The sequence below is a fragment of the Enterobacter cloacae complex sp. 677-3DZ2D5B genome, from assembly GCF_004136695.1.
GTDB classification, from domain to species: Bacteria; Pseudomonadota; Gammaproteobacteria; order Enterobacterales; family Enterobacteriaceae; genus Enterobacter; species Enterobacter hormaechei_C.
The window spans coordinates 352,543-365,278 of the sequence record NZ_QFLS01000001.1; the positions used below are offsets into that span (position 1 = coordinate 352,543).

Sequence of the window (12,736 nt, forward strand, 5' to 3'; positions counted from 1 at the left end):
TAACCGAAACTGTCAGCAGGTAAAAATGAAAAAGTTAATTTTGTTGTTATTGATAATAAGCCAAAGCGCACTGGCAAATTGTTGGGATAAAGCGGCGCATTATTATCATGTCGATCCTTATTTACTGTACGCGATAGCGAATGTGGAATCCGGTATGAATCCGTATGCGGTTGGGCAAAACCGTGATGGCACGCGGGATGTCGGGCTGATGCAAATCAACAGTTCGCATTTTACCGCGCTGGAAAGCAGAGGCATCGACGAATATCGATTAATCACGGAGCCGTGTACTTCGATCATGGTCGGGGCTTCTATCCTTTCCGGGATGATCAGGGTGTATGGCTATAACTGGGAAGCCGTTGGCGCGTATAACGCCGGACTGAAAAAAGAAAATTATCCGCAGAGGATGAAATATGCCCATAAGGTCTGGGCCAAATATCAGCAACTGAAATTAGCAGCACGTTATTAACGTTTTTTATTTTTGAAGAATTCCTGAAGGTGTTCTTCGAAAAGTGAAAACAGCTGAATGTGGTTTATGTATTAACGGAGTAATACCTAAGCCGGGATATTAACATTTAATTTGAAACGAACAGGAAAACTGAAATGAACAAAAGGACGTTACTGAGTATACTCATTGCGGGAGCCTGCGTGGCGCCATTCATGGCCCAGGCTGCGAATCTGAAGGAGACCAGCAGTGAGCCGTACACCATCAAAGCCAGCGATCTGGCGAAGAAAGAGAAGGAACTGACGGACTTCCCGCTGATGGCTTCGGTTAAAGAGACCATCCAGACGCTGGATAACGCGCAGGTCGAACTGATTGAGCCAGGCCGGGCGGCGAACCCGGACAACGTTAAACGCGTTGAAGGGATTGTGAAAGCCAGCGACTGGGAATATCTCTTCCCGCTGCGCGCCCAGGCCTATACCTACAGCAACTTCCTGAAAGCCGTGGGTAAATTCCCGGCGCTGTGTAAAACCTATAATGACGGTCGTGACAGCGACGCCATCTGTCGCAAAGAGCTGGCCACCATGTTTGCCCACTTTGCCCAGGAAACTGGCGGCCACGAAAGCTGGCGTCCGGAAGCCGAATGGCGTCAGGCGCTGGTCCACGTACGTGAAATGGGCTGGAGCGAAGGGCAGAAGGGCGGTTATAACGGCGAATGTAACCCGGACGTCTGGCAAGGACAGACCTGGCCTTGCGGTAAAGATAAAGACGGCGATTTCCTGAGCTATTTCGGACGCGGTGCGAAACAGTTGTCTTACAACTACAACTACGGTCCATTCTCTGAAGCGATGTACGGCGACGTGCGTACGCTGCTCGACAAACCTGAGCTGGTGGCGGACACCTGGCTGAACCTGGCGAGTGCGATCTTCTTCTTCGCCTATCCGCAGCCGCCAAAACCAAGCATGTTGCAGGTGATCGACGGTACATGGCAGCCGAACGACCACGATAAAGCCAACGGTCTGGTTCCGGGCTTTGGTGTGACCACCCAGATCATCAACGGCGGCGTTGAGTGCGGCGGCCCGACTGAAATTGCGCAGTCTCAGAACCGTATCAAATACTACAAAGAGTTTGCAAACTACCTGAAAGTGCCTGTTCCGGCGAACGAAGTGTTGGGTTGCGCCAACATGAAGCAGTTCGACGAAGGTGGCGCAGGCGCCCTGAAGATTTACTGGGAACAGGACTGGGGATGGAGCGCGGATACCCCGGACGGCAAAACCTACTCTTGCCAGCTGGTGGGCTACCAGACTCCGTTCAGCGCCTTTAAAGAAGGTGACTACAGCAAGTGCGTGCAGAAGTTCTTTAACGTGAAAATCGTTAACGATGATGGTTCTTCCGTTACCCCGGACGAAACCCCGGTCACGCCAACACCGACGCCATCTGGCGATGAAACGCCAGCGCCAACACCAACGCCGGATGAAACCCCGGTCGAACCTGTTGTGGTGAACCACGCGCCGGTTGCGCAGATTGCCGGTCCGATCGGTGCAGTGGAAGCAGGTGCGCAGGTTTCTCTGAGTGCGGAAGGCTCTACCGATCCTGATGGCAACAAACTGACGTATACCTGGCGTTCCCAGGATGGTCAGACTGTTACCGGTCAGGACAAAGCGGTTGTGACCTTCACAGCGCCAGAGTCTGCGACGGCGCAGCAGTATGAAGTGAGCCTGACCGTCAGCGATGGCGAGCTGAGCAGCACCACGTCTTACCTGCTGAACGTGAAAGCGAAAGCGGCAACGCCATCCGGAGAAGATACGTCTTACCCGGCATGGAGCGCGAACAGCAAGTACAACGCCGGTGATATCGTGAACAACCACGGTAAACTGTTCCAGTGCAAACCGTTCCCGTACAGCGGCTGGTGTAACAACTCTCCAACGTACTATGAACCAGGCGCAGGTCTGGCATGGGCTGAAGCCTGGACGGCTCTGTAAAAGCAAACGGCAACCCCCAGGGTTGCCGTTTTAGTGTCTGCACCCTCTCCCTGTGGGAGAGGGCCGGGGTGAGGGCATCAGTCCGCACTCTCTGTTTTTTGCCGGGTGGCGCTGCGCTTACCCGGCCTACATGAGGCTGGAACGCTTACCGGTGCAACTTCCCGTGATCCCGTAACCATGCCGCCGTACGCACTATCCCTTCATCCAGCGAGACAATCGGTTTATATCCCAGCTCGTTCTCCGCCCGAGAAATATCCAGCGTAAAATCAAAGTTGAGCTTCGACACACCGTAATGCGTCAGCGCAGGCTCTTTCGCCGATTTGCTGCCAAAACGCTCCATGCTGCGGGCAATCATGTCCAGCATTGGGTAGGGAACGGAACGGATCCGGCAGTCGATTTTTAATTCGTCAATTAGCCTTTGCACAATGCTGCGCAGGGTACAGGGTTCGCCGTTGGTGATGTTATACGCGCGCCCCGACACCAGCTTATCGCACTCCGGCTGGCTCGCCAGCCACATGGCGTGAACGGCATTTTCGTAATAGGTCATGTCCACCAGCGCATCGCCGCCGCGCGGTAACAGCACGCTGCCGTAGTGATGCATCATCTGGGCCAGTCGCGGGATAAAGACTTTGTCGTGCGGCCCAAACAGGCTCTGCGGACGCAGCACGGTAAAGCGGGTGTGCGGGTTTGACTGGGCTAGCAGGTCGATCACCTCTTCGCCCGCCGCTTTACTGCGGGCAAACTCACAGGCAAAGCGCGCCGGGCGGAAATTTTCCTGAATATCACGATGGTGGTGATAGTCGAAATAGAGCGATGGAGAGGAAATATGAATAAAGTTACGCACGCCCCAGGCGACGGCCCATTCACCCAGACGGCGCGTGGCGCGCACGTTGGCGAGATCAAAGGCTTCCTGGGTACCCCACGGGGAGGTAAAACTGGAGCAGTGCCACAGCGTATCGATACCGGCGAGCATCACCTTGGCCTGAGAGGAGACCAGCTCCGTCAGATCGGCATGGACAAATTCAGCGCCCATTTTTTGCAGGAGCTTACCCATCGCCTCATTGCGACCGGTGGCCCTCACGCTGATGCCTTTGTTGCGCAGAAACTCGACCGCATTTCGGCCTAAGCCGCTGGTCGCCCCGGTAACCAGTACCTTCATAACAATCCACTGTGTTGAAAAGAATTTCGTGCGCATTCTTTCGTGAATTACGATGTGTTGCAATGGGAAAGGTGAAAGATTAAGAGTTTTATTTAGTTATTTTCCCGCTTTTCTTCTGCCAGTAGCGCAATCCGTTTCGCCATTCCGCGGAAGATAAACAGGTGTGCCGGGATCATCAGCAACCAGTAAAACAGACCCGGCATTCCGTGCGGATGCCACCATGCCCGAACGTCCAGTTCACGATGGTCGCCCTTGTCCTTCAGGGTGAAGCAGAGCCGCCCCAGCCCCGGCGCCTTCATGCCAAACAGCAGCGCCAGCTGTTTTTCCGGCTCAACGATAATCACCTTCCAGCTGTCGACGGTATCGCCCACCTTCAGCCAGGGATGGGCAGGGCGCCCTTTTGCCAGCCGGTGACCGACCAGCAGATCCAGCGCGCCGCGCGTTTGCCACAGAATATTGCCGAAGAAATAGCGCTCTTTGCCGCCAATCTGGTTCACAACTTCCCACAGCGCTGCCAGGCTGGCCGTGGTTTTGACCGTACAGCCCGCCTGTTTCGGATAATAGCCGTACTCGGGCCGCCAGCGGGCAAACGCCTGCGCGTCGTAGCCCCAGTCGCTGGAGTTCACCAGCTTCTCTTCTTCTTTCAGCGTATTACGCACCGCGTCGTCAAAGCGGATCAATTCCTGAGGGATTAAGGCGCGCAGCGCGCGATCGTCCGCCAGCAGATCGTGCTTCAGCCCCTGGATCAGCGCTTTGGCGGTCGTCGGCGGCACGGAGGTGATCACATTCAAAAACCACACCGATATCCAGCGGGTCGGGAAGGGGATGGGGATCAGCCAGCGGCGGCGGCCGCTCACCCGCATAAAATGTTCGAACTGCGCCTGATAGCTCAGCACTTCCGGGCCTGCCGCCTCCAGCACGCGATGCTGCTCCGCCGGGTGATCCAGCAATGCCACCAGATAGTGGAGTAAATTCTCCAGCGCAATGGGCGTGGTGCGCGAGCGTACCCAGCGCGGCGGCGTCAGCACAGGCAGGTTGTAGACCATATCGCGCATCACTTCGAACGCGGCGGAACCCGCGCCGACGATGATCCCTGCCCGGAGTTCGGTGACGGGGATACGGGCGCTTCGCAGCGTTTCTGCCGTCAGCTGTCGGGCGCGCAGATGATCTGACTGCTCGTTCTCAGGCGCCTGGAGTGAGCTTAAAAAAATCACCTGCTTCACCGGCGTTTGCCGCAGCGCATCACGAACGTTCATCGCCACCTGACGCTCGTGGGCGATAAAATCGCCGCCTTCGCCCATGCTGTGGACAAGGTAGTAAAGCGTATCGACCCCTTCCAGCAGCGCAGGAAGCGCTTTCGGCCAGTTAAGGTCAACGTTGTGACACGTCACGCCAGGCAAATGTAGCTTTTGCAGGCGTTCCGTGTTGCGTGCCGCTGCCAGCACCTGGTGCCCCTGCTGGCTTAACGCAGTGGTCAGATGCTGACCGATATACCCGCTGGCGCCGAGCACCAGAATACGTTGCGGCACGGTATGCTCCTTAACGCTGTAAAAACGCCTGCCAGTGTTTCACCACCTCGGTCAACTGCTCGCGGTTAACGTCAAGATGCATCACCAGTCGCACGACCGGGGAGGCGTTGATCAGCACGCCTCGGGCTTTCATAAAGTCGCCCAGCGCGGCAGCATGCTCATCGCCGACGCGGACAAACAGCATGTTGGTGTCGTGTCGCATGACATCAGCGCCGATTTCACGCAGCTGCGCTGCCATCCACGCCGCATTGTCGTGATCGTCTTTCAGGCGTGACACGTTATTTTTCAGGGCGTACAGTCCGGCAGCCGCCAGAATACCCGCCTGACGCATCCCGCCGCCGGTCATTTTGCGCCACCGGTTGGCGCGTCTGATGTAGTCTGCGCTGCCAACCAGCAGGGAACCTACCGGCGTGCCCAGCCCTTTAGAGAGGCAAATGGTGAACGAGTCGCAATATTGGGTGATCTCTTTCAGCTCGCAGCCGTACTCCACCACGGCGTTGAAGATACGTGCGCCGTCGACGTGGAGGCCGAGCTTGCGCTCGCGGGTAAAATCCCATGCCGCTTTCAGGTATTCGCGCGGCAAGACTTTACCGTTATGGGTGTTTTCGAGGCTCAGCAGTTTAGTGCGGGCGAAGTGAATATCGTCGGCTTTGATTTTCGCCGCGACTTTGTCCAGCGGCAGCGTACCGTCCGGCGCAGCATCGATCGGCTGCGGCTGGATGCTGCCGAGCACCGCCGCGCCGCCGGCTTCGTACAGGTAGTTATGCGCCCCCTGGCCGACGATATACTCTTCGCCGCGCTCGCAGTGGCTCAGCAGCGCCACCAGGTTAGCCTGCGTGCCGGTGGGCAGGAACAGAGCAGCCTCTTTATCGCTCAGCTCGGCCGCATAGCGCTGGAGTTCGTTGACCGTCGGGTCATCGCCGTAGACGTCGTCCCCGACCGGGGCGGCCATCATCTCTTCGAGCATGGCGCGGCCCGGACGGGTAACGGTATCACTGCGTAAATCAATCATGGCATGTCCTTATATTTAAAAAGGCGATGCCAGATGTTTTACCTGAGCCAGTTGGTTTTTGCCAGTTCGATCACCTCGTCACCGCGCCCGCTGATGATGGCGCGCAGCATGTAGAGGCTAAATCCTTTGGCCTGTTCCAGCTTGATTTGAGGCGGGATCGCCAGCTCTTCTTTGGCGACCACCACATCCACCAGCACCGGGCCGTCGATGGCGAAGGCGCGTTGCAGGGCGTCGTCCACCTCTGAGGCTTTCTCCACCCGAATACCGGTGATACCGCAGGCTTCGGCGATGCGGGCGAAGTTGGTGTCGTGCAGCTCGGTGCCGTCCGTGAGGTAGCCTCCGGCCTTCATCTCCATCGCCACGAAGCCCAGCACGCTGTTGTTAAAGACCACGATTTTCAGCGGAAGCTTCATCTGCGCCACCGACAGGAAATCCCCCATCAGCATACTGAACCCGCCGTCGCCACACATCGCCACCACCTGACGTTCCGGTGCCGTCGCTTTTGCGCCCAGCGCCTGCGGCATGGCGTTGGCCATTGAGCCATGGTTGAACGACCCAAGCAGGCGTCGTTTGCCGTTCATTTTCAGGTAGCGTGCTGCCCAGACGGTGGGCGTACCCACGTCGCAGGTGAAGATGGCATCGTCGTCGGCGAAGTGGCTGATCTGCTGCGCCAGATACTGCGGGTGGATCGCTTTTTCGCTCGGTTTGGCGAGATCGTCCAGCCCCTTACGCGCATCGCGATAGTCGCTCAGGGCTTTATCCAGGAATTTGCGGTCCGTTTTTTCTTCCAGTAGCGGCAGCAGGGCGGCGAGGGTGGATTTGATATCGCCGATAAGCGCCATATCCACCTTGCTGTGCGCACCGATGCTGCCGGGATTAATGTCGATCTGGATAATTTTGGCATCCGTCGGGTAGAACGCGCGGTACGGGAACTGAGTGCCGAGCAGGATCAGCGTGTCGGCGTTCATCATGGTGTGGAAGCCGCTGGAAAAACCGATCAGCCCGGTCATGCCGACATCGTACGGGTTATCGTATTCAACGTGCTCTTTCCCGCGCAGGGCATGCACCACTGGCGCCTTGAGCTTGCCGGCAAATTCCACCAGCTCTTTATGCGCACCGGCGCAGCCGCTGCCGCACATCAGGGCGATATTGCTGGAGTATCGCAGCAGTTGCGCCAGCTTTTTCAGCTCTTCTTCGGCAGGGGTAATGGTTGGCTGTGGCGCAGAGTACCAGTGGGTGGTGGCGGTTTCAGGTGCGGCCTTCAGCGCCACGTCCCCCGGCAGCACAACCACCGAAACCCCGCGATTCAGGATCGCCTTACGCATGGCTATCGCCAGCACCTGTGGGATCTGCTCCGGTGATGAGACCAGCTCGCAATAGTGGCTGCATTCACGGAACAGCTCCTGCGGATGCGTCTCCTGAAAATAGCCGCTACCGATTTCAGATGACGGAATGTGAGCCGCAATCGCCAGCACCGGAACATGGTTGCGGTGACAGTCGAACAGACCGTTGATGAGGTGCAGGTTTCCTGGTCCGCAGGAACCCGCACATACGGCGAGTTCACCCGTAAGCTGCGCTTCGGCACCGGCGGCAAAGGCGGCGACCTCTTCATGGCGGGTGGGCATCCACTCAATAGTTTTCATCTTGTTAAGGCTATCGCTGAGTCCGTTCAGCGAATCGCCGGTGACGCCCCAGATACGCTTTACGCCAGCCTGCTCCAGGGTTTTCGCTATGTATGCAGCCACGGTTTGTTTCATGGTGGTCCTTCTCCTTTATGTGATATCGCTTACAAGCTTAGAAGAAAGTCGCTGTATTGGCTGCTCAGTCCTCTTTAAGTACAGGTGGTTTTTCTGCGCGACGCGCCTGGCAAAGTCAAACAAATAACGGGCTGCCGTACAGGCAGTAGGCACAACATAGGCCGGGTAAACGTAGTGCCACCCGGCAAAAAGCCCGGTGGCGCTGACGCTTACCGGGCCTACAGGTGAACCACGACAGATTATGCGAGCACAAGATCGCCCTGCGGATGGCACGAACATGCCAGCACATAGCCCTCGGCAATTTCCGCGTCGGTCAGCGTCATGGTGCTGGTGACCGTGTACTCACCGGAAACCACTTTGGTCTTACAGCAACCGCACACCCCGGCGCGACAGGCCGCCGCTACCGGCACGTTGTTACTTTCAAGCGCTTCAAGCAGCGTGGTGCCCACGCGGCCAAAGAAAGTCTGCGCCGGTTGCAGCTTCGTGAACTTCATCCCGCTGGTCGCCGCTGCCGCTACAGGCGTGAAGAACTGCTCTTTGAAGAAGCGGGTCACGCCGAGCGCTTTCACTTCTTTCTCCACGATCTCCATATAAGGCGCCGGGCCGCAGGTCATCACGATGCGGTTCGCAATATCCGGCACGCTTTGCAGCAGCTCGCGGCTCAGGCGCCCCGCGACAAAACCGTGCGTCGCGTTGTGCTCAGCCACCAGCGTCACCGGATAGTTGCGCCATTCTTCGGCAAAAATCACATCTTCCGGGGAACGCACGCTGAAAATCACCTGCACGTCGGCCTGAGGACGGTATTTCGCCAGCCAGCGACGCATCGACATAATCGGCGTCACGCCACAGCCTGCCGCCAGCAGCAGGAATTTATCTTCCGTCTTGTCGTCACAGGTAAACTCGCCCTGCGCGTCAGACAGCCAGATGTAATCCCCGCGCTTCACGTCCCGGGTCAGCCACTCGGATCCTGCGCCGTCATCAATACGACGGACGGTGAGCGTAATGTATTCGCTCACGCCCGGCGTGGAGGAGAGGGTGTAGGCGCGCAGGGTATCCGCCGAATTACGCACGCTAACCAGCGCATACTGACCTGGGCGGTACGGGTAGTAGTCATGGCACAGCAGCGACAGCGTCCACACATCCGGCGTCTCCTGATGGATGTGATGAACCTGCATCCGCCACGGACATTGTGAGGTTGGCATGGTCATGAGTTACTCCTTACGCGCTCAGCAGTTGCTTCATATCATCTTCAACGTTGGTCACGGAACGCAGACCAAATTTCTCGTTCAGGATGGCCAGCAGGTCCGGCGTCAGGAAGCCTGGCGCAGTCGGCCCGGTGACGATGTTGGTCACGCCGAGAGAGAGCAGGGTCAACAGAATAACGATCGCTTTCTGCTCGAACCAGGAGAGCACCAGCGACAGCGGCAGGTCGTTCACGCCGCAGCCCAGTTTCTCTGCCAGCGTGACCGCCAGAATGATGGCTGAATACGCATCGTTACACTGACCCGCATCCACCAGGCGCGGCAGACCTTCGATGTTGCCGAAGTCCAGCTTGTTGAAACGGTACTTACCGCAGGCCAGGGTCAGGATCAGGCAGTCTTCCGGTACGCGGGTGGCGAAATCGGTGAAGTAGTTACGTTCCCCGCGCGCGCCGTCACAGCCGCCGATCAGGAAGATGTGACGCAGTTTTTCACGGCTGACGAGGTCAATCAGGGAATCCGCCGCACCCAGCAGGGTTTCACGGCCAAAACCGACGGTGATGAGGTGCGGGATTTCGCTGTACGGGAAGCCTGCCATCTGCTGCGCCTGAGCGATAACCGGACCGAAATCGTCGCCTTCAAGGTGGCTCACGCCCGGCCAGCCGACGATGCTGCGGGTCCAGATACGGTCGTCATACGCGCCGACGGTCGGGTCGATGATGCAGTTAGAGGTCATAACAATTGGGCCAGGGAAGCGGGCGAACTCCACCTGCTGGTTCTGCCAGCCGCTGCCGTAGTTACCGATCAGATGCTTAAATTTACGCAGCTCCGGGTAGCCGTGCGCGGGCAGCATTTCGCCGTGGGTATAAACGTTAACGCCGGTGCCTTCGGTCTGCTTCAGCAGGTTGTAGAGATCTTTCAGGTCATGACCGGAGATCAGGATGCATTTGCCTTCGGTCGCTTTGACGTTGACCTGCGTTGGCGTTGGGTGGCCGTAGGTGCTGGTTTCACCGGCATCCAGAATACTCATCACTTTGAAGTTCATCTGGCCGATTTCCATCGAGCATTCCAGCAGGGCGTTCATGTCGGAAGGCCAGGTGCCCAGCCATGCCATGATTTTGTGGTACTGGGCGTAAATAGCGTTATCGTACTGGCCGAGTACGTGCGCGTGCTCCATATAGGCCGCAGCACCTTTCAGACCGTACAGGCACAGCAGGCGCAGGCCGAGGATGTTCTCGCCAATTGCCGCTTTGTCCTTATTTGGGGTGAATTCTGCGGCCTGACGCTGTAGCTCGCCCAGGTCGTCGCTCACCAGCTGTAGCTCCGCCATCGGGTTGTCCACGCGGGCGCTGGCGTCGGCATTCAGGCACTGCGCTTTCAGGGCTTCACGCAGGGCAATCGCTTCGCGGGCATAGCCCACAATGCGTGGAGAATCGAAGTTAACGTTGGTCAGCGTGGAGAAAAATGCGCGCGGCGCAAAGCTGTCGACATAGTGATCGACAATGCCATATTCACGGGCTTTGAAGGCCCAGGCGGACAAGCCTTGCAGCGCCGCAATCAGCAGATCCTGGAGATCGGACGTTTCTGCGGTTTTGCCGCACATACCCTGCGCGTAAGAGCAGCCGTTGCCTGCTGGGGTACGGATGGTTTGTTCACATTGCACACAAAACATAATCACACCTGTTAAAGTTATATTTGAGATACATGTTTAAGGTTATGCCTGTGCCACAGCAGAGAAAAGTGCTTTCTTATACTAAGTGGAGGGTTATTGATTTAGCGCAATTTTGGCGGCAGGTTCACTACCGCCAAAGCAGTATCAGGCTGAGAAGAACGCCATCAGAATGGGTACCAGCAGGCTCAGAATAAAGCCGTGTACAATGGCGGCAGGAACCATCTCCAGCCCTCCCGAGCGCTGTAACACCGGCAGGGTAAAGTCCATTGAGGTGGCCCCGCACAGGCCCAGCGCAGTAGAGCGGCTGCGGCGTACCAGGCCGGGGATCAGCATGATGGCTATCAGCTCGCGCGCCAGATCGTTAAAGAAGGCGGCGCTGCCGATCACCGGACCAAACGATTCGGTCAGCAGAATACCTGAGAGCGAATACCAGCCGAAACCGGACGCCATCGCCAGGCTGGTTTTCAGCGGCAGATCGAGAATAAAGGCGTTAATCACTCCCCCCGCCAGTGAGCTGGCCACAACGATAACGGCAACCATCATGCCCCGGCGGTTAAGGACAATCTGTTTCAGCGTCATGCCATTATTTCGCAGCTGAATACCAATCAGGAAGAGCAGGAAAATAAGCGTATATTCGCTGGCTTCCGTTGCGTGCTGTAAAAATGCCCAGCCGGTCAGACCCAGTAAAAAACCGAGTACCACCACGCCGCACAGCTTTAATGATTCCAGCGCCATCGCAATACGGGAGGGAAGCTTTTCCTGATGATGGTGATTTTTCCAGGGAATAGTGCGTTCCAGCCAGAACAGCGCGGCAATATTGCACAGCAGAATAACCACTACCGTAACCGCAGAATAATGCAGGATGGAAAGCAAGTTCGTCGCCAGATTATCCAGGAAGGCCAGGCTGATCCCCATAAAGAACAGAATGACGTAAACAATCCAGCTGAGAAAACGATTAATAAGCTTTAAGGCCGATTCATGACGCAGCGGAATAAGGTAGCCCGCAATCAGGGGCAGAAGAATGATGAGGAGTCCTGAGAACATGAACAGCCGGTCCTTTTGAGTATCAGTTAAGCGCCAGAGACACTACCCAATAAAGGCTGTGAGGTAAAGCTACAAAAAAAGCCGGGTGGCGGCTACGCCTTACCCGGCTTGTCTATTTGGGGTGGTGCGGCCTGATGCCCTCACCCCGGCCCTCTCCCACAGGGAGAGGGGGGAAAACCATTAATCGCGTTTTTCCAGCAGGGTGCGATACAGCACGCCGCCCAGAATACCGCCGATAATTGGCATCACCCAGAATAGCCACAGCTGTTCAAGCGCCCAGCCGCCCTGGAAAATAGCCACCGCGGTGCTGCGCGCCGGGTTAACGGAGGTGTTGGTCACCGGGATGGAGATGAGGTGGATCAGCGTCAGCGCCAGACCAATAGCGATGGGGGCAAAGCCCGCAGGCGCGTATTTGTCCGTTGCGCCGTGGATCACCAACAGGAAACCTGCGGTGAGCACAATTTCAATCACGATAGCAGACAGCATTGAGTAGCCGCCTGGCGAGTGTTCGCCGAAGCCGTTCGACGCAAATCCGCTGGCCGCGGCGTCAAACCCGGCTTTTCCGCTGGCAATTACATACAGCACCGCCGCGGCAATAATACCGCCAATAACCTGGGCAATAATATAGCCAATAATATCTTTCGCCGGGAAACGTCCGCCCGCCCATAAACCTAATGTGACGGCCGGGTTGAAATGACCGCCGGAAATATGCCCCACGGCGAATGCCATGGTTAATACAGTTAAACCGAATGCCAGCGCGACGCCGACAAAACCAATACCTAATTCCGGAAATGCGGCTGCCAGTACTGCGCTACCGCAGCCACCAAACACCAGCCAGAATGTGCCAAAGCATTCTGCCGCTAATTTTCTGAACATAACCACCTCAATAATAAACGTCCGCGCCCATTCCTGCGCGCGGGTTATATCGCCATAAAGGGATGAC

At 57.0% G+C, this 12,736-nt stretch carries 10 protein-coding genes; 2 read left to right on the plus strand and 8 right to left on the minus strand.

What is annotated here, in order from left to right; genetic code table 11:
- Nucleotides 1–25 precede the first annotated feature (25 nt).
- Nucleotides 26–466 carry a type III secretion system invasion protein IagB gene (gene iagB / locus DD597_RS01780; protein ID WP_022650708.1) on the plus strand — a complete coding sequence of 147 codons (441 nt, stop codon included), beginning with the start codon at nucleotides 26–28 and terminating at the stop codon, nucleotides 464–466.
- 134 nt (nucleotides 467–600) lie between these two features.
- Complete coding sequence (locus tag DD597_RS01785) at nucleotides 601–2,421, plus strand: chitinase (protein WP_063855800.1); 1,821 nt, start codon at nucleotides 601–603, stop codon at nucleotides 2,419–2,421.
- Between the two features lie 145 nt (nucleotides 2,422–2,566).
- Here the strand turns inward: DD597_RS01785 and DD597_RS01790 are convergent, their stop codons facing one another.
- The 8 genes from DD597_RS01790 to aqpZ form a co-directional block, all read right to left on the minus strand.
- Nucleotides 2,567–3,580 carry an NAD(P)-dependent oxidoreductase gene (locus DD597_RS01790; RefSeq protein ID WP_032661724.1) on the minus strand — a complete coding sequence of 338 codons (1,014 nt, stop codon included), beginning with the start codon at nucleotides 3,578–3,580 and terminating at the stop codon, nucleotides 2,567–2,569.
- 92 nt (nucleotides 3,581–3,672) lie between these two features.
- Nucleotides 3,673–5,109, minus strand: coding sequence for an SDR family oxidoreductase (locus DD597_RS01795; protein WP_045332338.1), 1,437 nt, complete (start codon nucleotides 5,107–5,109; stop codon nucleotides 3,673–3,675).
- A 10-nt stretch (nucleotides 5,110–5,119) separates the two neighbouring features.
- Nucleotides 5,120–6,121, minus strand: a complete 1,002-nt coding sequence (gene ltaE, locus DD597_RS01800) for a low-specificity L-threonine aldolase (protein ID WP_126542567.1) — start codon at nucleotides 6,119–6,121, stop codon at nucleotides 5,120–5,122.
- Between the two features lie 38 nt (nucleotides 6,122–6,159).
- Nucleotides 6,160–7,878, minus strand: a complete 1,719-nt coding sequence (poxB, locus tag DD597_RS01805) for a ubiquinone-dependent pyruvate dehydrogenase (protein WP_017693711.1) — start codon at nucleotides 7,876–7,878, stop codon at nucleotides 6,160–6,162.
- A 239-nt stretch (nucleotides 7,879–8,117) separates the two neighbouring features.
- Nucleotides 8,118–9,086, minus strand: a complete 969-nt coding sequence (gene hcr, locus DD597_RS01810; RefSeq protein WP_045347129.1) for an NADH oxidoreductase — start codon at nucleotides 9,084–9,086, stop codon at nucleotides 8,118–8,120.
- Between the two features lie 10 nt (nucleotides 9,087–9,096).
- Nucleotides 9,097–10,749, minus strand: coding sequence for a hydroxylamine reductase (gene hcp, locus DD597_RS01815; RefSeq protein ID WP_017384847.1), 1,653 nt, complete (start codon nucleotides 10,747–10,749; stop codon nucleotides 9,097–9,099).
- A 144-nt stretch (nucleotides 10,750–10,893) separates the two neighbouring features.
- Nucleotides 10,894–11,793 (minus strand): lysine exporter LysO family protein, encoded by a 900-nt coding sequence (locus tag DD597_RS01820; RefSeq protein WP_022650712.1) that lies wholly within the window; start codon nucleotides 11,791–11,793, stop codon nucleotides 10,894–10,896.
- A 180-nt stretch (nucleotides 11,794–11,973) separates the two neighbouring features.
- A complete protein-coding gene (aqpZ, locus tag DD597_RS01825) occupies nucleotides 11,974–12,669 on the minus strand; it encodes an aquaporin Z (protein WP_026080729.1) in 696 nt (231 codons plus the stop codon).
- Between the last annotated feature and the right edge of the window lie 67 nt (nucleotides 12,670–12,736).